A 24,233-nucleotide genomic window follows, 5' to 3' on the forward strand; every position below is an offset into this window, starting at 1 on the left:
CGAATTTTGTAACCTTTCGAAATATTAATACGTCTATAAGAATATAAATGAATGGGGGGAAACGTTTGCGCATACTACAAGCAACTGTCATTCTGTTTTTACTTTTCTCCAGTCTATCAGGATGTTCAAGCGGAGGGAACGATTTGAAAAGCCTTTCAAGAAACAAAGTAAGTGAACCGTCTAGCTTGTCGAATGAACCGATAGATACAGCTGATGTAGAAGGGTATATTATAGACAAAACAGAAGATTCTTTAACGATTGTATGGAATGTTCAACAAAAAGACATTACTACGAAAACTAAAAAGGAAATTCTTACTATTGCAAAACCCAATGCTTTGACTGTTCCCTATTCAAATGCTAGCAATTTTAATATTTACGATAAAGTAGCCATTTGGACAACAGGCCGTTATGAAGAGTCATATCCTAGTCAAGGTGTTGCAACAAAAGTAATATTACTCCAAAGTAAATGAATAGTACAAAACTTTTTAAAAAGGAAAATAGTAATCTCAAGTGGGATTATTCTGAACTGCACGCTGTCAAGTAGACATTGAAAATAATAAAAATTGAGTTAAACGGCTTTAGCCCTACATTCTATAGGACTAAGGCTGTTTAATTTTTTTTGATAGCGGCTATTTGTAGATAAGCTACAATATACTTCCTAGGTGTAATATCATCATCTAAAAAGGAAAATGAACGATCTTTGATATCCGTTAATGTTGGTTTGAAATAAAAACTCATTAAATTAGTCATGCAAATGTTGATTTTACAATAGGAGAAACGCACGAATTTTGAACAAAGAACTCGCTCATTTAAAAGCTCGTCCTTCATCTTTATCGTTCTCGCAAGCTCTATAAATCCTTGTCCTTTATCTACAGTAAGAAGAAAATCCGTTGTCATTACAATCGGCTCATTCGTTTTGGGATCTGTAGGGTGTTTAAGACCTAATTCATCCGCAATAACTAGAGTTTCTTCCAAAGGCAACAAAGGAAACTATTCTCTAATACCCATAACGAAATCAGTGTATTCAGTTATATAAAAATAGTTACGTTCCAAATCTGATAGAAATTCATGTTGTCTATTTGTTTTAATACCTTTTAAACGTGTAGATCGACCTTTAGAAGAAACATCCTGAATATTTAACCACGGCTTATACTCTGCTCCTACTCCAGAGCCTCTACTTTCTCTAATCCATTTATCAACTTTAGATATCCTAGTTCTTTTAGGCATAAAAAACACTCCTTTAGATTATCCATTTGTACTTCATTTGCTTTTACAGCTTCACTATCCATAAGTACCTCCTTAGCAAGTTGTATATTTTAAACTATTTTACCTAATAATACAATATAACCCAAATTGTGAACCGAAATTTTTTTTGTAATTGTTGGGCAGATTTTTGATTTAATGATATTTTAGTTGTTATTAAATTGCATGGATTTTATTTTATATTTAAGAGAAATAGTTTCGTTGTGATATAGCGATAATTTAAGAAGCCTTTGAATGGAGGTGAACAAATGCTACAATTTAGGTATAGGTAATTTGTTTTATGTTATATTTCCATTTAAAACCATTTCTTTGTATAAGTGGAGACTTTATGATTATTTTTTACTTTTTTATAAATAAATAATACAATTATTTGTAAAAAATATTATAATATTATCTTGCGGGGGAATTAAGGTTTATTTTTGACGAGTTAACTAATACATACTAAGGAGATCAAATGAGAAAAAAAGAAATACTATTTTTAATATTAACATTTTTAATATTTTTAAATTATCCAATTAATACTTATGCAAATATCGATGACAAAGAAATACATAAACAAGCTGAAATTCGAAAGGTTTCTGGTTTAGCGACTGATTCAGACCATTTAATAAATACAATTCAAAATGAATTAAATGCTGATATCTATGAAGAATATGGTATTTACGTTACTGATTCTGAGAAGAAAACACTTGAAAAGCTAGAGCAAATAGATAATTTTATACCTAGATTAAACGAAATATTAGGATTTGAAACAGATAACCCTAATCAACTTGCTAGTTTTTATGTGGATTTTCCTAAGCAAAAAGTTTACATCAATTTCAATCAAAGAAATGAAAAAACCTTATCAATGAAAGACACTGTTTTAAAGGAATTCCCTTATCCTAATTTAGTGAAATTTGACTTCAATTCATATTCAGAAAGTGATTTTGAAACTCTAAAAGAAGAAATTAATAATGTAATTGAAACATATTCATCTAATTTAACAAACTCAAAATTAAGTGTAAATTATAAAACAAACAAAATTAATGTAGAAATATATCCATACGATCAAAAGCTTGTAAATCAGCTTAATAAAAACTTTCCAGGTTTAGTTAAAGTATCTGAAGGGAACGATTTTGATGAACAATCAAGAACATCATTAACTAATTATATGCAGGGAGGTCTATTAATTTCCTTTAATAGGCAAGATAGTATAGATGGAAAATATAATTATTGTACTTTAGGTTTCACTGCAAAAAAGGGTAATCAAGAATATCTAGTAACAGCAGGTCATTGTATTATTGGTGCTTATAATGCAGGATCATCTTATTATTATCAAGGTGGTGAAATTATAGGAGCGAACTCTTCGTATCTCCTTAATCAATATAATGATTCAGGTTTGATACAACTTACTTCATCAAAATATGCAACAAATAATATATATAAGTACAGTAGTAGAGATTCATCTTATACAAGTTATTCTTCATCTAAATACGTTGGCCAACGAGTATGCATCTCTGGGGCTACTTCTGGATTCCAATGTGGTGAAGTAGAGGATATTAATGCTCAATTTGATTACTATAGTGATGCGCTCGGAAAATGGATTACTGTAAATAGAATTGATGCATCCTATGCATCTGCAGGGGGTGACAGCGGTGCTCCAGTATGGTATTCCGGAGTTCTATATGGTGTTCATACAAATGGTGGCGGTGCATACAATGGTATTGGAACGATAGTTACAAATTTAGGTATAACTCCTATTACCAATTAATATAGAAGTAGGTGCATGATGAAAATTAAGGCTATTTTAATTTCTCTTTTAGCATTAATGCTAGTTGCTTGTAATAACAGTGTTGAAAATACAATTACTCAGGATAAACCAAATAACGAACAACAGAATGACAAGCAAACAGTCGTTTCAAAGAAAGATGATTTTACGTTTACAATTACAAGTGATAAAAAAATATATTCCAAAGGTGAAAAAGTGAAAATCGAAGCAAACATTTTGTTTAGTGGAGAATCTTCCGAAGTAATAGTAAGTGGTGGAGGAAATTTAATCACCTGGGAAGTTTTAAATGAACTTGGAGAAGAAATTAGCCCACGCTATTCGAGAGAGGATATTGCTCTTCCCTACACTTTTGCAAAAGGCGAACCCTTCATACTAAAAACAACAGATATTGATACAACAGATTTAAACCCTGGTAAAATTACAGTAAATGCAACTGTTGAATTTAATCTAAATCAAAAAGACTATAAGTTAAATAATAAATTAGTTTTTACTGTTAATTAAACTAAATCCCCCCACTTTTTCTTTCATACGTAAGAAGATTGCGCCTGGTATTTTCAGGTGTCATCTTTTTCTGTGAATATAAATCTGTACTTGGTCTTTGAATAGATCCAGTCGAAATAGGAAAACCTAAGTATTGACCAAAAAAAGCCAGCAAGAAAGCAGAGCTACCTGTTGTGAGGTAACTTTGTATAAACGCTTTTTACTTTGGGTAGACTAGTTTGTTTGTAAGCCCGAAATATAAAAAATAGTGTTTTAATATCGTCCACACTAAATTGTAAGTACTGCCATGTAACTCCAGCTTTAGAAAGCTTACTTTCTACCCCTAATTTTTCACATTGAACCGCCACATGGTGATCAATATGATTTCCTTTTACCCACGCGTAAGCACCATGAACTCTTAGGTTTCGAGCAGCTTCTTTTCTTACACGTAGATAATCCTTATACCCCTCTATAATCCCATCAACAATGCTTTCATTTAGTTCTCCTGACAAACGAAATTTTTTCATCAATAAACCAAGCCCCTTTGCATTTTATGGATAAAATCACAATAAAAAATGATTTTTCTTAATTATAATTAAAGTTTAAGTGTATTAAAAGGATTATTTATTAAATGTTTAGTATTTTATTGAATACTGATGTTTTATAGTTACTGGTATGCTTTACTTTAAAAATATTTAAGCTCTTTCCCCATTTAACCAAACCTTCTTTTAACCAGCTTCCCGAACTGAATATAATGTAGTTTAATAAAGGCTCAATATACCGCTTAACATTTGAACCATCTATTGGTGTAAGAATTAAAGTAGACACACTTCTCCCAGCTCGTTCAACTTCTAGCAATGCAACTTCTTTTCCATTCCTTAGTTTCACATATGCCACAATATACTTCCTAGGTGTAATACCATCATCTAGAAAAGCAAATGAACGGTCTCCTATATCAGTTAATTCGCCAACATATGCCTCCACACTATCTACAAAATAAGCTCTTGATAATTCATTTAACACTTCTTTAAAATCCGCTAATTCACCATTTACATATGTATTATTTAACGATTTAACTTCTAAACCTCTTAATATATTTGTCCCGCCAATATCACCCATTGAACGTCTATTATTATCCATCTTGACTGACTTTTTAGTATTATCATCAATTCCATCACGTTGTTTTGTTGAAGTCGTTTTTTGGCGAGTAATTACTAGGGCATCTACGTATTCGTGAGTTAAAGTATCGGTTATTACCTCATCAAACTCATTTGTACGTCCATCAACTGTTGTATCGGCTTCGTAGTCTCCTGATGCAGAAAGGGGAAGAACTATACGTTTTCTTGGTTCGTTCGATTTTTCATGATGAACAAGGCTGGGATGAGTAATCTCTAAATTAGAAACCTGTAATTCTTTATCTAGCATCGCGTTGATATATAGAACTGTATATCCTGTTGGAGTTTTTTTCACGCGTAGCTTCAGTTTAATTGGTGTTTCAAATGGCCATTCAAACTTTATAGAGTTATAAAAGTGAAAATTACTAGCCATACTTTCATATACTTTACGAGCGTTCTTGTTCATTAACAGCCATACTAAATGATGTAAATACTCATTCTTTAAATACTTTGCATTGTATGAAGAGGTGAAGCGTAATCGTAATAAATCCGACTCATATTCTTCTGTGAAATATAACGGGAAAGAGTTCATTTCAAACAAGCAATTTAACAGGAATGCATTAGGTGCAATCATTCCTCTCAGTACCTCAATTAAAGGTAGATAGAAACGCTCTCCATTGTAGTTGATAACGAAAGTTTGCGATATTTCTGTATAGTTTGTTCCACGTATTGAATAGTTTTGTTCAAAATAACCAACGTAATTTGGATCTATTGAAATTATAATTTCTTCAGTTTGATTAGGTGCGATAGGTTTCGTAATAACTCCATCAACATAATAATGCTGGATTATTAAAGAAGTTAATACGGTCCAATCAACTATTAACTTTTCAGTTGTATAATACCCATTAACTTTTCCACTAAAATAAACTGGCAGCACGACTTTTTTTCGTATCTAAAAGGCGCACCGATCCATTCTAATTTCACGCGTGCACCTTTATCAAACGGCCAAGATTTAAGCTTTATATCTTTGCTGTTCATCGATTCCACCTTCCTGTATATATACCTCTAGTATTGGTTGAATTGTTTTAAAATCCTTTGACTTTATTCCTGCTAGCCTTTGAACACGCCATAATTTTACATCGCTCAATTCACACTTCAGATTATCAATGATTTTACAGCACCGACGAATTTGAAATTGCTCCACACTTTCCGTAATTTGCTCAAGTAAACGCTTTGTAATAGGCAGCTGTTCTAAATATCTTTCAAGATTGGCTAATATCCCTAAACGCTTCCCTAAAAGAGATGTTGTAATTCGAATAGGCTTCTCAGACGCCCACAATTGCTCATATAGCGTTTTAATTGCATTTGAATATTGTATATCTCTTTTATTCCAATCAACCGTTTTCACCTCGTTATAAAGCTTTTGAGGGGCTGGTAATGTATTGAACAACCATTCTTTATCATGACTGTATAAATACATATATTCTTTTTGGTAAATTTTACGTAATTGAGTTCTACTTGATTGCGGATGCTTTTGCACAATTGCAATAAATTCAGCTTTATATGAATCTAATTTTGATACTGTCATTGGAACCTTTTGCTGATCCTGTTTGAAAATTGGCGGTTCTAAATATTTTTTTACCGTTTTGGAATCTGCCCCTAACTCTCTTGCAATTGCTCGGATACTTATATTTCCACGTGAAAGATCGATTAATTTTTGATACCATACATGACCAAACTCTTTTACTCGACCTATCTTGAATATGTCTGTCGATTGTTTTCTTGCATAAATAAACCCACATGAGCACGTAAATGTGCCAATCAAATTTTTCGTTTTAAAATCCCTTGTTACATCTACATCTTGAATGATGAACTGCTTGTAATGTTCTGCAGCTTTATTTAGACAAGGAAATGGGCCTGTACCAAATGCGCCTTGATCTGTTGAGGTAATTACCAAGCTCCCTATATCCTGTTGTAAAAAATGCATTAGAAATAAATGACGCAGGGGATGTACATGACGCTTAGAATTACGTGTTAGCACTTTCAGCCAGTTGTACTCATCAAATTCACTTAGCTCGCTCTCATATTCTTGAAGAAAACCTGATGGAAAGGAGGATGCTACACCTTTATACAGTTCTTTCTGACGTACATGATTAGATGCTGTGATTAAATTACGCGCTCTCAATAAACTTCTGTATTTCGTACTTACAACTTCTCTCGAAAGTTCATGTATTGGTAGTTGTAGTAATTCATAAGCTTGTTTTGCTATTTCAACAGCAATTTCCTTATAGTTATCTACTTCATAAATGGCTGTTAAATTCATATGTCTCATTTCAAAACGGACATATGCTATTCGGCTATCACTTTTAATCGGATATTGGCGCAGTGGGATTTCGTGATTTGGACAATAATTGATGCCTTGTAACTGATGCTCTCTATGAATATATGGTTCACCATATTGCGCATTATCGTCCTTAGCACATTCAGCACAATAATATAGACCATCCTTTCAGCAAATACTTCCGGCTACAATACCAAGTCTTGTATATAAAGCTTGTCCATCTTCTAATACGTCCTGCAATATCTCTTGCTGCCGAGCTTCCGATAAAAATGAAGCATAGTAGGGGTAAATCGTATGATGAGCTAAAAGGGACTCAATGGAATACTGCGATCCCAATTGCTCAGCCAAGACGGAAAAATAACTACCAATCTCCACACTCGGTATTACAGAACGACTGCCAAACAACTCTTCTAAGGTGTCCTTACAATCAATATTTCCACTGTAAAAATGATAACGGGCAATGGCTGAATACAACAATTCATTGGGATATGGATTTGGGAAGAAGGGTAGCATTATATTACCTCCAAAAGTATTCATTTTCTGTATTATTGACTAAGTTCCTCTAAGAAATATCTAATAAAATCTTTTCCAAACTTCGTCAACTCAAGTCTATCCTTAGATTTAAGTGCTAACTTTTTTAACGTTGGCAACTTGGATTTATTTTTCGGGTTCGTAGCCATTGACACAAACTTTTGTAATTCATTTATGGCCTTTTCTATCCCCTCTAAATCTTTCTCTAAAATAATATCGGTTTTAGTAGTTAGTATCCCTTTTCGAACTAAGTTTTTCCGTATAGTTTCATATTGCTCATACGAGATGCCATGCATGTCCAAAACATCTTGATAACTATTCACCGTTTCATCTAATTCATTAAGATAATTCTTCCCATATAATTTCAACACAGTAAGATCTATAATTCTTAAATCTCTTAACATATCATAAAAAACTAGCACAAAATCTTCTTTGATTTTTTCATGTTCAGCTATATTCATGAAACCAGTCACCAAATATTTAATTTTCTCTTCTTGTGGTTCATCCTCTACATATCCAAGAACTAATTCATATAACCGGTCAAGCTCTTTCTTTTGCTCAATATTCTTTAAATCAAATATTTCAGCTAACCTCGTTACTCTTTCAGATAATTGTTCTTCAAAAGTATTAAAGTTTCTTTGTAAACGCGATTGTTTGTAACTCATATAAGCATTGCCTACTCCTGGAATAAATGATGCCACAGCATCAGTAGCAATAGAACCTACCATACCTATGCCAGTTGATTTAACTACTTCAGCCCCTTGTGAACTAATAGCAGATAATACCGACTCGATTACAAGTGGTTTTACAGTTTCTTTTTTCTCTACCATATCTAACCTCATCCCAATCATTTTTAGTAAAATTCAATAAATGGATTCTTAATATAATTATTTTTAACTAACCCTTCATACGGGTGTTTCTTTTGTTTCAACGCACACTCTCTAATATCCAATAAAGGCAATATCTTATTAGCAGATACTACTTTCACTTTCTTTTCCTTAGCCTTCTCATTCAACTCGATTAAATTGGAAATGAGTTGAGCTTTGAGAGTGTTAGAATCTGTTTCTATCGGAAAATTTTCCACTACTTTTTTTGTAGCTTTCATGATTTCACTTGAAGTTAAAGCATCAAAAATACCGATTGCTGCAACTTCGCCGCTTAAACCTTCAATCAAATCTTGACGTTTGTACGCTAAAGTATTTTGGCGTTCTTTCATCGCTTCTTTAACTCGACCTTCATACTCAGTGCTTTGCTTGTGACTTTGCATTAACTCATCAAGATTAATCATAATATCTTCATACTTATACATTGCAGCAAAATCATTATTACGAATGGCATTCAACATCGGCTGAATTATTTTCATATCTTCTTTTGCTGTTTTCTTTAAGACTCTCGTTGTCAATTTTTCATCTTCATTAGATTCATCATATAAAGCTCTCTCTTGGGCTAATATAAATAGATTGACAGCAACTGAAGTAATCCCCTGACATTCTTCATAAAAAGTCTTTTTCACATCACCCGTGAGAGATGAATATGTTTTAAGGCACTGCAATTCCCACAATGTTTCTAAAAAGAAATCCCACTCCTCGCTTTCCTCATCCATACGGTCCCAAATAATCGAACCATCACTAGCTGCACGACGTGCCTGACGAAAGTTTCCTTTGAATAATTGTTGCGCCTTAGATGTTCCTATTAGAACTGTTGGGATGCCCACTGTATTAGATAATGTCACAAAAAAGTTAAGCATCTCTTCTTGATCATTTTTCGCATGTAATAAGTGTTGAATTTCATCAATCACAAGCACACCGATGCCATACATACTTGCCAGTGATGTCATATGTAAAAGCATCGTTGACGTAACACGATTTAAATAGCCAAATTTCTCTAAGTAGCGTGTACCTAGCAAATCATCAACGGCCTTAAAAAAACTTTTACAGAGTGTTGAAAGACTACCATCATAAGGACAATCAATCTTTAACCAGACAATTTGTGTACGATTAAACGGCTGCTCTTTATATACTTCATGCTTTATCACTTGAGGATACATTAATAGCAATCGTTCTATTGCAGTTGTTTTACCGATTCCTGAGATTCCGATTATCGATAAGCTATCTGCTGTCGAACGAATATGGTTTAATCGTTCATCAATATATTTATGAGCCTGTTCATCATCTTCGCGCAATTCATGTAGTAAACGAATTTTTTCAAAAAACGTTTTATCTAAAGGGTTTCTAGCTAAATAACCTCTACGGATTAACGTAGATAAACGGCGCTCTACTTCAAAATGAATTGGTAATGGTTGAATAAAGTTCTTCACACGTTTTAACACGTGATAACGAATATTTGTATCACTTTGCTTGTCTTGTTCACTAATACGCGGTGTCACCATAAATCGGTCCAATACATCATCTTCACTAAAAATTGGCGGGAGAGCTTCAATAAAAGGATTTTGAGCATATTCAGGAAGTTGCTGTGACTTATAATAAGCTTCCTCCATATCGCCTTTTAAGACGACACTATTCATCTTTTCCAAATTGCTCATCTCGCTTTCTCTTCAATTTATCCATTAGACGTGAAGATGATTTCTTTTCTACCGTCTGCTCTAACTTTGTCCTAGATACAAAATCTATAACCTCTGTTGGCTGCTCAGCTATAGAAGAGGTAGGAGATAAATCAAATTTCTCTTCCTCACGATTCGCTTGCTTTTCATTGGTTTTATTCTCTCTAATTGCTTCTAGTTTTTCCTTTTTACTAGTCGGTTGATGCAATGCCTTTTTCTTCTTTTGCTCGGCTCCCTTAATAATTTGCTCCATCATTGCGTCTGCATTAATAGTCAACTGTACTTGCTTAGAACGTTCCTCTTCTTCTAACTCATTTCTTAATTGATGTTGGAAAACAACATCCTCTAAGAAATCTAATTTATATTGCTGACTTGGCTCTAACAAAATACACGTTTCATAATCCATGCCATTATCATTCGGAATATAAATTTTATCTAAAGAACGTGGATCATACACAACCTCAATGCTTTTGTTTTTCAACTTGGCATACCACTGTTCTTCAATAGCACGTTTTGAACCATATAGTAAATTTTTAAACTTAATACCTGCTCTTGAAATAGTTGCTTTCTCACGCGGTAGCACATTCAAACGCAGAATATTTCTATCTACTGTTCGCAAGCGCCCTTTGCGATTATGAATGCCCCAATTCCATAAGTTAATAGGTGTTGGTACAATTCCATCTGTAATCATTTCCTTTTCCATTGGATATTTATCAATGATTTTATGATTGTGTTGTAGCACCATCGTAATAATCAAAGAAGTGAATTCTTTTAAATTCAATGTAGCGTTTAACCTATAATCCATGTCTCCACGCTCTCGGTACTCCTTTTGAATAGCACCTGGCGCTTTTTGTTTCACTTTTCCGTTAAACGCCCTAAATTTACGCTCAACAATCCCTTTTAAATCACCACGATATGCTGTTGTATTTTCAATTTTGACATTCAAATTATTAATCAGCCCAGCTACTGAATATCCTTCAAATTCCCCTCGATCTGCAATGATAATTTCAGGCAAATGATTCGTCGGCCATTGCTCTTCTGTAATCTCAATATCATATTGCTTACAAAATTCAACCTTATCGGCTACCATGTTATCTAGTGCCATCATGGCACCTACCCATGATGGTCCCTCTAAGCCAACATAAACGCCCGTAATAATACGTGAATAGACATCTACGACTGCATAAACAACAGGTCTACTAATAACTTTATTTACATCAAAAGAGCTTACTAAATAAATATCCGCAGCTGTTGCATCAATTTGAAAGCGCGTCCCTGGACCATTTGTTTCTGCTTTAGAATTACTAATAAGCGGACGATGCTTTAACTCATATTCCTTAGCACTTTTACGAAACTCAATATCTTTTTTAGGGTCTTCAAACTTTTTGAACCAATAGTAAAACTGCTGGTAGGAGGGGATACGATTCGCTTCCCAAATACGATACTGCAGCTCACCGTTTTCTTTATAACGGTCCGAATAAAAATCACGCAAAATAAAATGATAAACATCTTTTAATGAGTAGTTATTCGTTTTGCGGTAATATTTATTAATCGCATGTTCAAATTGTGTTTTAATCTCATCCGTTATATTAATACCACTTCGATATTCACCATTTACGGTTACTCTACGTGGTCGCCCAACCTTATCCTCACTTAGATTTTTTGTTTTTCCTCGACCACCTGAATTTGCATAATCAGGTAACATGGCATTTTTATTCATACCTCGCTGCCAATAGCGACTAAGTAACTTTTTAACCTTTGTTGGAGTAACATCTAACGTAGTTGCAATCTCTTTAATTTTTGTTTCTCTACCACTCTTTTGAAGCAATTTCTCCATATGTTGGGCACAGTTCGTTTGGATAATCTCCCAATCTGTATCACGCTTATAAATTTGAATTTCCGTTAATTCTTCTTCCTTTACTACACGTGCAAAGGGATCTGTGACAAGCAGCCACTCTTTTTGCTCTATATCTGTCAATAACGATGAATAGAGCTCTTTTTTAGGCATAGATGTATTTGCATCAATATTGACGACATAAACATAAGATTCCTCAATTTCAATAATACGAATACGAGTTGAATCTTTTACCGATTGAAGAACTTGATTAATATAAATCATCCGAATTTCACCTTCTTCAGCTTACTTTCGTCAATAGACTGAACGACAATAGGTTGTTCCACATTTAAAGGCTCTGACATATCTATTCGTATAATTTTCTGGGCAAGTAAATGATAAAATAGTGTCATTCCGCTACCTAAAGGCATATGTGTTTCTTTAGCAAATACGTTTGTAATCTCTCTAATACTCTTGCTTTCATTTAAGATTCTTTGTAACAATGCCATCGCTAAATCTTCAATATGCTGCTGATTTAGATTTTGAAAAGCGTCGTAGCTTTGAATATCATAATAATCGTGAATATAGCTAATGTTCCGCGCCATTTCTTTTGTAATCTCTAATTCTGTTACGATACCCCAATCAATTTGCCGTCTTTCCCAGTAAACTCGCTCAATTTCAAATTTCTCAAGAACTCGCTCATTTAACAGCTCATCCTTCATCTTTATTGTTCTCGCAAGCTCTACGAATCCTTGTCCTCTATCTACAGTAAGTAGAAAATCTGTTGTCATCACAATTGGCTCATTCGTTTTCGGGTCTGTAGGGTGTTTAAGACCTAATTCATCAGCAATAATCATGGTTTCCTCCAACGGCAACAAAGGAAACTGTTCTCTAATATCAATAACGAAATCCGAATATTCAGTTATATAAAAGTAATTTCGTTCTAAATCAGATAGAAATTCATATTGTCTATTTGTTTTAATGCCTTTTAAACGTGTAGAGCGACCTTTAGATGAAACATCCTGAATATTTAACCATGGTTTATAATTCGCTCCTACTCCAGAGCCTCTACCTTCTTTAATCCATTTTTCAACTTTAGATATCCTAGTTCTTTTAGGCATAAAAAAACACTCCTTTAGATTATAGTAATCCAAAGGAGTGAAACGGTGCAACTTTATTCAAAACGGTACATCTTTTTTAAAAACAGTACAACTTTATTTAAAATCTACACCTCCACCCCCAAAGTAAATTCTTTCGAAAGAATAATAAAAAAATCCCCTCTAAGATAACAATATCCTAGCGGGGATTAAAATACAATATTTTACAAACGGTAAACTAATAACCTACTCAACCGTTACCGACTTCGCTAGATTACGTGGTTTATCCACGTCACAACGACGGTGAAGTGCTGCATAGTAGCTGATTAGCTGTAATGGCACAACTGATACTAACGGCGTTAATAATTCATGTACATGAGGGATTACGAGACGGTCGCCTTCTTCCTCCATGCCTTCCATTGCGATGATGCAGGCATTGGCACCGCGCGCTACTACCTCTTTCACGTTACCGCGAATGTTTAACGCCACGTCTTTTTGCGTTGCTAAAGCGAATACAGGTGTACCTTCTTCGATTAACGCAATCGTACCGTGCTTTAACTCACCACCCGCAAATCCTTCTGCTTGGATATACGAGATTTCTTTTAATTTTAATGCGCCTTCTAAAGACACATAGAAGTCTATGTTACGACCGATGAAGAATGCGTTGCGCGCGATTTTTAAGAAGTCTTCTGCAATTTGCTCCATTTCTTCTTTTGAATCGATCATGGCTTGAATGCCATTTGCTACAATCGCAAGCTCTTGTTTTAAATCAAAATCAATTGCCACGCCTGTTTGCTTCGCTACCGCGTATGCAGCTACTGCTAACACAGCTACTTGTGCGACATATGCCTTTGTAGAAGCTACAGCGATTTCTGGGCCCGCGTGTAATAGTAATGTGTAATCCGCTTCACGAGAAAGCGTAGAGCCCGGAACATTTGTTACCGTTAATGCCTTGTAGCCTAGCTCTTTTATTTTTACTAATACTTGGCGGCTGTCTGCAGTTTCACCTGATTGTGTAATGAACACGAATAATGGCTTTTCAGAAAGCAACGGCATGTTGTAGCCGAACTCACTTGAAATGTGTACTTCTACTGGAATTTTTGCGATTTTTTCGAAGTATTGTTTGCCGATTAACCCTGCGTGATAGCTTGTGCCCGCTGCAATAATATATAAACGATCCGCATCAGCGATTGCATTTAAAATGTCTGTATCGATTGTTACATCTTCGCCTTGCTCGTATGCTTGAATAATTTTGCGGATGACAGTTGGCTGCTCATCCATTTCTTTCAACATGTAATGAGGGTATGTGCCCTTTTCGATATCAGAAGCATCAAGCTCTGCTGTAAATGGTGCGCGTTCTACGACACGGCCATCTAATGAAGAGATTTCTACTTTATCTTTACGTACAAGTACAACCTCTTTATCATGTAATTCGATAAATTGATTTGTTACTTGTAGCATCGCCATTGCGTCTGATGCGATGACGTTGAAATCTTCACCCACACCTACTAAAAGTGGTGATTTGTTTTTCGCCACAAAAATTGTTTCTACGTCCTCGTTATCTAGTAAAGCTAATGCGTAAGAGCCGTGTACAAGTGATAATGTTTTACGGAATGCTTCTAATGTTGATAAGCCTTCTTTTGCAAATTGGTCAACTAATTGCACGATAACTTCTGTATCTGTATCAGAATTCATTTGAATCCCTTTTAAATACGCTTTTTGTAATAGATGATAGTTTTCAATTACCCCGTTGTGCACTAATGTGTAACGACCCGTTGTACTTGTATGAGGGTGCGCGTTTAAGCGGTTTGGTACGCCGTGTGTTGCCCAGCGTGTATGGCCAATCCCTACTGCTGCTTCTACGTCGCCGTCTACTGCTTTACGTAAGTCTGCAATACGACCTTTTTCTTTGAATATCGTTACACCTTCTTCATTGTGTACCGCAATCCCCGCTGAATCATAGCCACGGTATTCTAATTTTTCCAAGCCTTTTAATAAAATTTCCTTCGCGTCTAAAACGCCGTTATATCCTACAATTCCACACATAATCCGATTTCCTCCGGTACATGCATACATCCCTTTTTGGCAATAGCAAAGTAGACTACGAAATCTACCTTTCTCGCAAAATATGGCGATTGCTCTCGTTTAGCAATGCTCCCATAAAAAGCCCAAATTAAAAGGTGATGTAGCTCGTCAATTTTTTAGTTTGATATGCCGTTTCGCTTTTTGTGCAAGAAATTGCTTCCTTGTTTTGAAAACGAAATTACAACCGGGCATGTGCGATTGGGAGGCATCCGCCGAAAAATTCGATAAACCTCCACCTCGTCAGCTAAGACTAGTACCGTCCGATTTTCTTAGCTCTGGCGCTATTATTGTTTTCCGATTTTGTATGCGCAACATTCACTCCTTTACCGCGCAGCTTTTTAAGCTCTTTTATCATACACATAAACAAATTCATCCGTCAATAAATCCCGAAAAATGTAAGCGCTTAAACAAAGAAAGCCCTGTTTTAGACTAAAAACTGGGGCTTTCTTTCAATTTATTCTATGCAAGGCGACGTTTTACAGCCCCTTTTTCTCCAATAATTTCAAAATTTCACGGTTGAAAGCTGGTAAATCATCTGGTGTACGGCTTGTTACAAGCTGTTCCTGACATACGAATACTTCCTCGTCATGGAACTTCGCACCCGCGTATTCTAAATCCACTTTAATCGATTTGTAACCCGTTGTATCGCGGCCCTCTAAAGACTTTGCTGTAATGAGCAGCTGTGGACCATGACAAATCGCAAAGACTGGCTTCATTTCATCCATAAAGTATTTGGCAAACGCTACTACACGATCATCGTCACGTAATAAGTCTGGTGAGAAACCACCTGGAATAAATAATGCATCAAAGTCTTCTGGCTTTATATCACCTACACCTTTATCAATCTTAATTGTAGCTTCACCGCGCTTACCCGTCACCGATTTATTTCCTTCCTTATCAATCGTCACAAGTGTATGCCCTGCTTGTTCTAATGCCTCTTTTGGACTTGTGAATTCCACATCTTCAAATTTGTCTGTTATTAACGTTGCAATCTTTGCCAATGTAAAACACTCCCTCGTCTTTTAAAGTACTTTACTTAGATTCCCTAAAATTTAACCTTTCAAACATAAAAAAAACCGGTAGAAACTCTTCTTAAAGAGGATCTACCGGTGTGAATAAGATTATTCAGTTAAACCCATTTCCGCGCGTACTACATCTGCAATACGGTTTACGAAAGTTTCACAAGCTTCTACTGTTGCTGCCTCCACCATGACACGAACTAATGGCTCTGTACCTGATGGGCGCACTAATACACGACCGTTACCGTTCATTTCTGCTTCTACTTCAGTAATAACTGCTGCTACGTGTTCATTTTGTGTTACCGCATGTTTATCCGTTACACGAACGTTTACTAACTTTTGAGGGTAGATTGTCATTTCAGCTGCAAGTTCAGATAATTTCTTATCTGTCGCTTTCATAATGGCTACTAATTGAATCCCTGTTAATAAACCATCACCTGTTGTGTTGTAATCTAAAAATACGATGTGCCCTGATTGCTCACCACCAACGTTATAACCGTTTGCACGCATTTCTTCTACGACATAACGGTCACCCACTGCTGTTTGTACACTTGTCATGTCGTTATCTTCTAATGCTTTATAGAAGCCCATATTACTCATTACAGTTGACACGACTGTGTTTTTCGCTAAGCGACCTTTTGCATTTAAGTACTTACCGATAATGAACATAATTTGGTCACCATCAACGATTGCTCCATTTTCGTCTACAGCGATTAAACGATCGCCGTCGCCATCAAATGCTAAACCAAGGTTTGCACCGCGCTCCACTGCAAATGCAGCTAGCTTTTCAGGGTGAGTTGAACCCACGCCCTCGTTAATATTTAAGCCATCTGGAGAAGCACCCATTGTTGAGATATCTGCTTCTAAATCAGCAAATAAATGTGTTGCTAATGAAGACGTTGCTCCGTGCGCACAGTCTAATGCGACATGTAAGCCAACGAAGTCTTCATCTACTGTTTGTTTTAAGTAAGAAATATATTTTTGACCACCTTCGAAGTAGTCTGTCACTGAACCAATTGCAGCGCCTACTGGACGTGGTAATGTATCTTGTTCTGCATCAATTAGCGCTTCGATTTCTGCTTCTTGTGCATCTGTTAATTTAAAGCCATCCGGACCGAAAAATTTAATGCCGTTGTCCGCCACAGGATTGTGTGACGCCGAGATCATAACACCCGCTTCTGCATTCATGACACGTGAAAGATAAGCGACACCTGGTGTACTAATAACACCTAGGCGCATTACCTCTGCACCAATTGAAAGAAGACCTGCAATTAATGCACCTTCTAACATTTCTCCAGAAATACGTGTGTCACGTCCAATTAATACTTTCGGGCGATCTTTCGCATCCTTTGTTAGCACATAGCCGCCAATACGACCTAATTTAAATGCGAACTCTGGTGTTAACTCGCTATTTGCGACACCGCGGACGCCATCTGTTCCGAAATATTTACCCATTACTTTTTCTCTCCTTCAACGCCTGACCTATCATACGTTTTAAATGTTTCGTCTATTAACGAATTGATTTAGATGTTACTTGATGTAATTAATTTTCCCCAGCCTCATCTACGCCAGCTTCAGCATCCACTTCGCTCACGTTTTCTTCTTCGTCAGCTGGCTCAATTATTACATCTGCATGAATTGTCAGTTGATCTTGTGATAATTTTGTTGCACCTGTTGGTAAAGCAATTGCAAAATCATATGAACCGGATTCTGTAATCTTAGAACGATCCACTTCCACAACAACTTCTTTTAAGACATCAATCGTAGCTTTCGTACCGTATACCGTAATTTTTGATGGCTCTAACGATAAGTTTTCAATCGTTACACCTTCTTGTAAACTACCTGTTTCAATAAGTGTAATCGGTAGCTCTCGACTATATTCATTAATTTCAACTTTTACGTTTACCTTATCAGGACCTACACGTACGTCTAGCTTATTTAAATCACGATCTAATACTTTGACCGTTGCTTGTTGTTCAAATGATTTTTCGATTCCTTTTTCACCTGTCACCGTAGCTTTAACATAGCTTATGCCATCAATGACACTTTTCGCACCTGTAATTGTGACACGTGTCGGCTCTGCTGTCATACTCTTCACGATATAGTCTTCTTTTACAAGGCGGTTATTCATTTCAGGTTCAACTCGGAACTCTTCTGTAATCTTCTCTTCAATCTGCACATGTACGATTTTCGGATCGATTGAAACATTTAGTTTTTCAGAAAAGTTTTCTTGCTGTATTGTAACGCTATGTTCGCCAATTAACAATGAGTTTAAATCGACAAATACTTTAAAGTCCTTTTCAATCTTCGTGAGTGTGACGATTGATGTCGGGCCTGAAATCTTCACATCGACCGTTTCAGGAAGCCCTGTCACAAATAAATTGTCATGATCATAATACACCTCTAATGGCACATTTGTAATGACATCTGTTTCATTAAAAGAGCTCGTTTCGGCGATGCGTTTTTCTTCTGTTTGAATATATAAGAATAACGCCAACGCTAAAAATAGCGCCGTTAAACGTAGCATCCATGGGCTATCAAATAATTTATCCATTCTTCTTCCCTCCCCAAGTCCACTTAGTCGCTAAGTTAGAATCTTGCTCAGGGCCGAACCACATTTTACGTAGAAGCTCCTCGAATTCTGCAATTGATAGATTACGATGTAAATTACCATTTACCGTAATACTAATCGCACCCGTTTCTTCTGATACAACAACCGTTATCGCATCTGTCACTTCACTAAGTCCAAGTGCGGCACGGTGACGCGTTCCAAGTTCTTTTGAAATGAACGCACTTTCCGAAAGCGGTAAATAACAAGCCGCTGCAGCAATTTCGTTCTTTTTAATAATCACCGCGCCATCATGTAGCGGTGTATTGGGAATAAAAATATTAATGAGTAGCTCTGAAGAAATGCTCGCATCCATTTTTATACCTGTTTCTATATACTCGTTCAAGCCTGTTTCTTTTTCAATTGAAATCAGCGCACCAATTCGACGCTTTGCCATATAGCTAACCGACTTTTTCATGGCTTCCACTAATCGCGTTTGTTCATCCTCTTGCTGACTATTCGTACGTTGGAAGATCTTCCCTCGACCAATTTGCTCCAGTGCTCTACGTATCTCTGGCTGGAAAATAATGATGATTGCTAGGAAACCCCAATCGATGACTTCCTGTAACAGCCAATCAAGGGTATCTAAGCCGAACACATATGTAGCAAATTTCGCTAACACAACGATGAGCAACCCTTTCAATAATTGAACGGCTTTCGTTCCTTTTATGAGGGTTAATGCTTTGTAAACAACGTACCACACCAGTAACACATCTAACACTTTAAAAATAATATCTACAGCCGCAATGTCTGTAAATTGTTCAAAAATTTGCATGTGGCATCCCCCACTTTTAATAGCTAATCATACTGCTTTTAGTATAGCACAATTCAAGCCGTGATTAACTTTCTTAACAGAAAAAAGTCTACCCCAGCGAGTAGACTTTGCTTCTTTTAATAGGACGTCATTTTTTTCTAAAAAGTTTCGTGATTATTCAAAAACGGCTTTTACATCTTGGAAGCCTGTTTTAATTTTATACCATAGCCATTCGAACATTTCATCAATTTCTTCTACTTGCCCTGTGACAACAGCAGTAGATGCCATGTAATTGCCGTTAATAACTGTAATATTACCGTCTACTTCTCCCTCAACGATAATATCGCCATTCTTTACGACAATATCACCTTTAACAACCTCTCCAGCTGGAACCATTACCGTTTGACCATCCACAACTAAGTTCGGCTGCTTTGTCACCGAGAATTGCTCCTCATTCGGGAAGCTACCTAACAACGCTGTACTCATAAATACACAAAATACAGCTGCCGCTACAAGCACCGGATGATGGCGGAACCACCTTTTAATGCCAACCGCGCTTTTACGCTTTGGTAAACGGCTCATTACTTGATCCTCTAAGCCAGGAGGGGCAGTAATATGCGCTGCACTCTTGATAAACGCAACCGTGTCACTTAATTCATGCATATGTTGTTGGCAATCCGAGCACGCTTGCAGGTGTTGCTTTAAGTTCTTTTCATGCTCACGGCTAATATCACCATCTAAATATTCGTGCATATAATCCACGAATTGTGATGCACACGTTTTCATGCGTATCATCCTCCTACAAATTATTTAACTGTTTTCGTAATGCTTCTCTGCCACGGTGGATACGGGTTTTTACCGTTCCTAGTGGCATATCTAATATTTCACTAATTTCCTGCAATGACAGCTCTTCAATATACTTTAAAACGATAACCGATCGATATTTATCTGGCAATCGACTAATTTCATATTGAATACGGTCTTGAAGCTCCATTTGCTCTACTGCTTCTTCAGGCAATTGCTCATCTGCCGCAATTTGCGAATACATATCTAACCCATCTGTACCAGCAACCTCTGCATCTAAGTAATAATCCGGCTTCTTTTTACGTATTCGGTCAATACAAAGATTCGTCGCGATTCGATAAAGCCACGTCGAAAATTTCCGTTTTTGATCATACGAATGAAGATTAATATAGGCACGTATAAATGCCTCTTGCGCGATATCCTCAGCTTCTTGTTGATTGCTGAGCATACGGTAACACACTTGATACAGCTTGTGCTGGTAGAGGTTAACAATATCGGCATATGCGTTTTGATCACCTTTAAGCACTTGCTTTATTCTTTTATTTACTAACGCATCCATTTGTCTTTCCTCTCCACCTTATTAGCTGTTCTATATATACGGACGGCACATATAAAGGTTTCATTTTTTTACGAAAAATTTATAATCGATTTCTTTATTATAGCAAATTTCGTTTCTTCCAATATATGTTTTCTCAATATTCATACTAAAGTTTCCCCAAATAACGAACCAACGAGCGCAACTGCAACATCTGCCGTTTTATTGTGTTCATCTAAAATCGGATTCACCTCAACAAATTCAGCAGAAGTTAACAGGCCTGATTCCTGAATCATCTCCATTGCCAAGTGACTTTCACGATATGTAATGCCTCCCGCAACTGGTGTTCCGACTCCTGGTGTGTAGAGCGGGTCTAGTGCATCTAAATCCAGCGATAAATGCAGCCCATCAATTTGTTTTTCTTTGAAGTAGGCAAGCGTTTGTTCCATTACATGCGTCATTCCTAATCGATCAATTTCGTGCATTGTATACACTTGAATACCACGTTCCTTTATTAACACACGCTCCCCTTCATCAATCGAACGCCCGCCAATAATAATAATGTTTTCCGCCTGTATTTTTGCTTCACTGTGTAAAATTGATGTTAAGCGCTCATGCCCCAAACCAATACTCGTCGCAAGCGGCATCCCGTGAATATTACCTGATGGCGTTGTTTCTGGTGTATTTAAATCAGCGTGTGCATCAAACCAAATAACGCCTAAGTTTTTATAATGTAACGATAAACCTGCCAGTGTCCCAATCGCAATACTATGATCCCCACCAAGCACAAGCGGTGTACGTTGATTTTCAACAACCAACTTCACCATATTGGCAAGCTCCGTATTCACCTGTATAACTTCTTCTAAATTTAAAAGACGCGTATCTTGTTGCTCTAATCTCTGTTGATCAGACGCTCGAATATTCCCTTCATCCACTACTTCATAGCCAAGTATTTGTAAACGTTCCTGTAATCCTGCATAGCGTATGGCACTCGGCCCCATATCCACACCTCGTCGTTGCTGCCCATAATCACAAGGTACTCCAATAATTGAAACGTTTCTATTCTTCATCTTTTCGCATCCCCTAACATGTTTGCATTTCGTTTACTCTACTCTTCTAAACTATGCTCATTAGTCTCTTTTCGAGCTCGTACATGCTTTTCCCTTTTTAGACGCAAAAAATCCCTTACTTAGAATTAAGTAAAGGATTGTAATTTTTATATTTAAGTACACTTCTAAATTGCAAAAATAAAAGTGAGCCATGAAGGACTCGAACCTTCGACCCTCTGATTAAAAGTCAGATGCTCTACCAACTGAGCTAATGGCTCATAAAAAATAAAAAAATGGCTGGGGAACCTGGATTCGAACCAGGGCATGACGGAATCAAAATCCGTTGCCTTACCGCTTGGCTATACCCCAAACATTTTATAGATGGTGGAGGGGGACGGATTCGAACCGCCGAACCCTAAGGAGCGGATTTACAGTCCGCCGCGTTTAGCCACTTCGCTACCCCTCCGACACAGTATAACAGCTTGTTAAAAAATATGGTGGAGGATGACGGGCTCGAACCGCCGACCCCCTGCTTGTAAGGCAGGTGCTCTCCCAGCTGAGCTAATCCTCCATACTAACAAGTGTTATGATTATTTTTTTATGAAGCCTTAAATGGTGACCCGTACGGGATTCGAACCCGTGTTACCGCCGTGAAAGGGCGGTGTCTTAACCACTTGACCAACGGGCCGTTACTTTATATAATGTTGCTCTCTTTAAGACAAGATTTATATTACCATCATTCTCTAAAGTATGCAACCCTTTTTTGAAAATTTTTTTAAAAGAATTTTTATTTTCATATTTTGCTAAAAAAACGCAAAAAAAATGGCTCCGAAGGCAGGACTCGAACCTGCGACCTGCCGGTTAACAGCCGGATGCTCTACCAACTGAGCTACTTCGGAACGCTACTAGTATGTACTGAGTTTATGTTGCTCTCTTTAGTACATTTCTTATTATAGCAACGTTTTTGATTAATACAAGCGTTTTTTCAAAATAATTTAGGGTGATTTTAAATTTATTTAAATTTTCTGAATAGGATAGAAATTTTGGTTATTTTCGACTAAATTTCCTACTAAAAAGTAGAACAAAAAGCAGGGTCGAAATAGCGTACAGTCGCTTGCTTATTGCCATTTTGCAAGGCTGAAGCATCTGCTTATGTTATTTGGTTATCCTTTTTGCCTTGCACGATTAAAATGGGCGCTGATACATTCGATAATTCCTGTTGTGGATCATATTGTAGCCACGACATCATGTAAGGCTGAACTGACGCTCTAAATAACGATTGAAGCTCTACTGAAACGTTTGAACCATTTTACCAGCTTTTAATTTTTCAAGTGCCGTTTTTAAAAGCCACCTCATTTAGAAGTGACTTCGATCTTACACTAAATTACGGGCAACAAACTCAGATAACTTTGTATAGTTACTTACATTCGCGTTACAAATCGTTGCATCTGCACAAATATAATTGCTATATGATGTATAGTTATCGCCATTTCCTTTTACAGTTGCCGTAAACAGGTGCAATGAGCTATCGTGATTACAAATCGCACAAATCCCTTTTATCGGCGTTGGTGCTTCATAAACACCACGTAGCGCTGTATATTCACCTTCTTTTTCTAAAACGATATACTGACGATTCGTACCCTTATCAAGCCAAGAAAAGTAGCTAATCTCCTGCCAATCAACCAGGTCTAACTTCGGTAATTTTAACTTTTTATCTTTTTTAAATAGTTTTTGCAACCCTTTATCACTAATTGCTTTAAACGGGATTGTATAGGCTTTTAAACCATGAATAAACAGCTCGGCGCCCATGCTATTCTCAATCATTTCTACTTCTTTTATAATCGCTTCATCAATTGTCGTTAGATTTTCACGGAGCTCACCAATTGCAAGCGCTCTAACTGTACTTACAACTTTTGAATCGCTTGAAGATGATTTTGCACGAAGAATCTTAGTTACTTGCTGCTCGATTAATCGCACATCGGCTACTGTTAGAAAGGGTGTTGTCATATTGTTTCCTCCATTAAAAACTAGATAAAATTATTTACTCCATATCGTAGAGCTTTCTATTTGCTACGTCAACTATGCTAGTATAATATTTTTCAGTCTTAATCATTTATTGACTTCTAAAAGGATCAAAAAAACCAGATGATTGGTTGAAAGACACAATCATCTGGATGTAATATTAACATTAAATTTTTACATAAAAAAAGCCACTACTGACTAAATCAGCAGCGACTTTTTGAGCCTAGCGACGTCCTACTCTCACAGGGGGAAACCCCCAACTACCATCGGCGCTAAAGAGCTTAACTTCTGTGTTCGGTATGGGAACAGGTGTGACCTCTTTGCCATCATCACTAGACTATTTTATTGGAAGACAAGATTTATTATAC

The 24,233-nt window shown here is 36.5% G+C and carries 19 protein-coding genes, 6 tRNA genes, 1 rRNA gene and 2 pseudogenes; 3 read left to right on the top strand and 25 right to left on the bottom strand.

The features are described 5' to 3' along the window. Window positions 1–65 precede the first annotated feature (65 nt). A complete protein-coding gene (locus NSQ62_RS20050; protein ID WP_341321799.1) occupies window positions 66–470 on the top strand; it encodes a DUF3221 domain-containing protein in 405 nt (134 codons plus the stop codon). 325 nt (window positions 471–795) lie between these two features. On the opposite strand, the pseudogene NSQ62_RS20055 reads toward NSQ62_RS20050, so the two are convergent. After that, a pseudogene (locus NSQ62_RS20055) lies at window positions 796–1,227 on the bottom strand (TnsA endonuclease N-terminal domain-containing protein); the annotation flags it as partial. Window positions 1,228–1,717: 490 nt separating this feature from the next. Between NSQ62_RS20055 and NSQ62_RS20060 the strand changes: the two are divergent. Beyond that, window positions 1,718–3,013, top strand: coding sequence for a S1 family peptidase (locus tag NSQ62_RS20060; RefSeq protein WP_341321800.1), 1,296 nt, complete (start codon window positions 1,718–1,720; stop codon window positions 3,011–3,013). Window positions 3,014–3,028: 15 nt separating this feature from the next. Further along, window positions 3,029–3,532 carry a hypothetical protein gene (locus NSQ62_RS20065; protein ID WP_341321801.1) on the top strand — a complete coding sequence of 168 codons (504 nt, stop codon included), beginning with the start codon at window positions 3,029–3,031 and terminating at the stop codon, window positions 3,530–3,532. Window positions 3,533–3,696: 164 nt separating this feature from the next. On the opposite strand, the gene NSQ62_RS20070 is transcribed toward NSQ62_RS20065, so the two are convergent. The 24 genes and pseudogenes from NSQ62_RS20070 to rrf form a co-directional block, all read right to left on the bottom strand. Then, the gene (locus tag NSQ62_RS20070; RefSeq protein ID WP_341321802.1) at window positions 3,697–4,041 is read right to left on the bottom strand and encodes a hypothetical protein; all 345 of its coding nucleotides are present in this window, start codon (window positions 4,039–4,041) and stop codon (window positions 3,697–3,699) included. 97 nt (window positions 4,042–4,138) lie between these two features. Next, window positions 4,139–5,563: a Tn7-like element transposition protein TnsE gene (locus tag NSQ62_RS20075; RefSeq protein ID WP_341321803.1), complete on the bottom strand. Its 1,425-nt coding sequence runs from the start codon at window positions 5,561–5,563 to the stop codon at window positions 4,139–4,141. A 75-nt stretch (window positions 5,564–5,638) separates the two neighbouring features. Then, window positions 5,639–6,949, bottom strand: coding sequence for a TnsD family Tn7-like transposition protein (locus tag NSQ62_RS20080; RefSeq protein ID WP_341323985.1), 1,311 nt, complete (start codon window positions 6,947–6,949; stop codon window positions 5,639–5,641). Between the two features lie 72 nt (window positions 6,950–7,021). Then, window positions 7,022–7,504: pseudogene (locus NSQ62_RS20085) on the bottom strand (TniQ family protein); the annotation flags it as partial. Between the two features lie 8 nt (window positions 7,505–7,512). After that, a complete protein-coding gene (locus NSQ62_RS20090) occupies window positions 7,513–8,328 on the bottom strand; it encodes a hypothetical protein (protein WP_341321804.1) in 816 nt (271 codons plus the stop codon). Window positions 8,329–8,351: 23 nt separating this feature from the next. Further along, complete coding sequence (locus tag NSQ62_RS20095) at window positions 8,352–10,040, bottom strand: ATP-binding protein (protein WP_341321805.1); 1,689 nt, start codon at window positions 10,038–10,040, stop codon at window positions 8,352–8,354. Next, the gene (locus NSQ62_RS20100; RefSeq protein ID WP_341321806.1) at window positions 10,015–12,177 is read right to left on the bottom strand and encodes a Mu transposase C-terminal domain-containing protein; all 2,163 of its coding nucleotides are present in this window, start codon (window positions 12,175–12,177) and stop codon (window positions 10,015–10,017) included. The genes NSQ62_RS20095 and NSQ62_RS20100 overlap by 26 nt, the downstream gene beginning before the upstream one ends. Continuing rightward, the gene (locus NSQ62_RS20105; protein WP_341321807.1) at window positions 12,174–13,013 is read right to left on the bottom strand and encodes a TnsA endonuclease N-terminal domain-containing protein; all 840 of its coding nucleotides are present in this window, start codon (window positions 13,011–13,013) and stop codon (window positions 12,174–12,176) included. Before NSQ62_RS20105 ends, NSQ62_RS20100 begins: the two co-directional genes overlap by 4 nt. Before the next feature lie 222 nt (window positions 13,014–13,235). Then, on the bottom strand, window positions 13,236–15,035 hold the full coding sequence (gene glmS, locus NSQ62_RS20110; protein WP_341321808.1) for a glutamine--fructose-6-phosphate transaminase (isomerizing): 1,800 nt from the start codon (window positions 15,033–15,035) through the stop codon (window positions 13,236–13,238). Between the two features lie 515 nt (window positions 15,036–15,550). After that, the gene (locus tag NSQ62_RS20115) at window positions 15,551–16,075 is read right to left on the bottom strand and encodes a type 1 glutamine amidotransferase domain-containing protein (protein ID WP_341321809.1); all 525 of its coding nucleotides are present in this window, start codon (window positions 16,073–16,075) and stop codon (window positions 15,551–15,553) included. A 120-nt stretch (window positions 16,076–16,195) separates the two neighbouring features. Then, window positions 16,196–17,548, bottom strand: coding sequence for a phosphoglucosamine mutase (glmM, locus tag NSQ62_RS20120; protein WP_341321810.1), 1,353 nt, complete (start codon window positions 17,546–17,548; stop codon window positions 16,196–16,198). 88 nt (window positions 17,549–17,636) lie between these two features. Further along, on the bottom strand, window positions 17,637–18,647 hold the full coding sequence (locus NSQ62_RS20125; protein ID WP_341321811.1) for a CdaR family protein: 1,011 nt from the start codon (window positions 18,645–18,647) through the stop codon (window positions 17,637–17,639). After that, window positions 18,640–19,476 (bottom strand): diadenylate cyclase CdaA, encoded by an 837-nt coding sequence (gene cdaA, locus NSQ62_RS20130; RefSeq protein ID WP_341321812.1) that lies wholly within the window; start codon window positions 19,474–19,476, stop codon window positions 18,640–18,642. Before cdaA ends, NSQ62_RS20125 begins: the two co-directional genes overlap by 8 nt. 153 nt (window positions 19,477–19,629) lie before the next feature. Beyond that, the gene (locus NSQ62_RS20135) at window positions 19,630–20,241 is read right to left on the bottom strand and encodes a zf-HC2 domain-containing protein (RefSeq protein WP_341321813.1); all 612 of its coding nucleotides are present in this window, start codon (window positions 20,239–20,241) and stop codon (window positions 19,630–19,632) included. Window positions 20,242–20,254: 13 nt separating this feature from the next. Then, window positions 20,255–20,818: an RNA polymerase sigma factor SigW gene (sigW, locus tag NSQ62_RS20140; RefSeq protein ID WP_341321814.1), complete on the bottom strand. Its 564-nt coding sequence runs from the start codon at window positions 20,816–20,818 to the stop codon at window positions 20,255–20,257. A 140-nt stretch (window positions 20,819–20,958) separates the two neighbouring features. Then, the gene (gene rocF / locus NSQ62_RS20145; protein ID WP_341321815.1) at window positions 20,959–21,864 is read right to left on the bottom strand and encodes an arginase; all 906 of its coding nucleotides are present in this window, start codon (window positions 21,862–21,864) and stop codon (window positions 20,959–20,961) included. Window positions 21,865–22,048: 184 nt separating this feature from the next. Further along, window positions 22,049–22,121: transfer RNA gene (locus tag NSQ62_RS20150), tRNA-Lys, on the bottom strand. 16 nt (window positions 22,122–22,137) lie between these two features. Continuing rightward, a tRNA-Gln gene (locus NSQ62_RS20155) sits at window positions 22,138–22,212 on the bottom strand. A 13-nt stretch (window positions 22,213–22,225) separates the two neighbouring features. Continuing rightward, window positions 22,226–22,309 (bottom strand) — tRNA-Tyr (locus NSQ62_RS20160). A 29-nt stretch (window positions 22,310–22,338) separates the two neighbouring features. Continuing rightward, window positions 22,339–22,414 (bottom strand) — tRNA-Val (locus NSQ62_RS20165). A 42-nt stretch (window positions 22,415–22,456) separates the two neighbouring features. Continuing rightward, window positions 22,457–22,531: transfer RNA gene (locus tag NSQ62_RS20170), tRNA-Glu, on the bottom strand. A gap of 135 nt (window positions 22,532–22,666) precedes the next feature. Next, a tRNA-Asn gene (locus NSQ62_RS20175) sits at window positions 22,667–22,742 on the bottom strand. A gap of 475 nt (window positions 22,743–23,217) precedes the next feature. Further along, entirely contained in the window at window positions 23,218–23,850 is a 633-nt protein-coding gene (locus NSQ62_RS20180; RefSeq protein ID WP_341321816.1) for an FBP domain-containing protein, read from the bottom strand. Between the two features lie 236 nt (window positions 23,851–24,086). Continuing rightward, a 5S ribosomal RNA gene (gene rrf, locus NSQ62_RS20185) occupies window positions 24,087–24,202 on the bottom strand. Window positions 24,203–24,233: the final 31 nt, after the last annotated feature.

Origin of the sequence: Solibacillus sp. FSL H8-0523, assembly GCF_038051985.1 — a bacterium.
Lineage (GTDB): Bacteria > Bacillota > Bacilli > Bacillales_A > Planococcaceae > Solibacillus.

Excerpts from the sequence above, each read along its gene's own strand:
- NSQ62_RS20060 (WP_341321800.1), top strand. The coding sequence starts at position 1,718 with ATGAGAAAAAAAGAAATACTATTTTTAATATTAACATTTTTAATATTT.
- NSQ62_RS20065 (WP_341321801.1), top strand. The coding sequence starts at position 3,029 with ATGATGAAAATTAAGGCTATTTTAATTTCTCTTTTAGCATTAATGCTA.
- NSQ62_RS20080 (WP_341323985.1), bottom strand. The coding sequence starts at position 6,949 with ATGAATTTAACAGCCATTTATGAAGTAGATAACTATAAGGAAATTGCT.
- NSQ62_RS20090 (WP_341321804.1), bottom strand. The coding sequence starts at position 8,328 with ATGGTAGAGAAAAAAGAAACTGTAAAACCACTTGTAATCGAGTCGGTA.
- NSQ62_RS20095 (WP_341321805.1), bottom strand. The coding sequence starts at position 10,040 with ATGAGCAATTTGGAAAAGATGAATAGTGTCGTCTTAAAAGGCGATATG.
- NSQ62_RS20100 (WP_341321806.1), bottom strand. The coding sequence starts at position 12,177 with ATGATTTATATTAATCAAGTTCTTCAATCGGTAAAAGATTCAACTCGT.
- NSQ62_RS20105 (WP_341321807.1), bottom strand. The coding sequence starts at position 13,013 with ATGCCTAAAAGAACTAGGATATCTAAAGTTGAAAAATGGATTAAAGAA.
- glmS (WP_341321808.1), bottom strand. The coding sequence starts at position 15,035 with ATGTGTGGAATTGTAGGATATAACGGCGTTTTAGACGCGAAGGAAATT.
- glmM (WP_341321810.1), bottom strand. The coding sequence starts at position 17,548 with ATGGGTAAATATTTCGGAACAGATGGCGTCCGCGGTGTCGCAAATAGC.
- NSQ62_RS20125 (WP_341321811.1), bottom strand. The coding sequence starts at position 18,647 with ATGGATAAATTATTTGATAGCCCATGGATGCTACGTTTAACGGCGCTA.
- cdaA (WP_341321812.1), bottom strand. The coding sequence starts at position 19,476 with ATGCAAATTTTTGAACAATTTACAGACATTGCGGCTGTAGATATTATT.
- NSQ62_RS20135 (WP_341321813.1), bottom strand. The coding sequence starts at position 20,241 with ATGAAAACGTGTGCATCACAATTCGTGGATTATATGCACGAATATTTA.
- sigW (WP_341321814.1), bottom strand. The coding sequence starts at position 20,818 with ATGGATGCGTTAGTAAATAAAAGAATAAAGCAAGTGCTTAAAGGTGAT.
- rocF (WP_341321815.1), bottom strand. The coding sequence starts at position 21,864 with ATGAAGAATAGAAACGTTTCAATTATTGGAGTACCTTGTGATTATGGG.
- NSQ62_RS20180 (WP_341321816.1), bottom strand. The coding sequence starts at position 23,850 with ATGACAACACCCTTTCTAACAGTAGCCGATGTGCGATTAATCGAGCAG.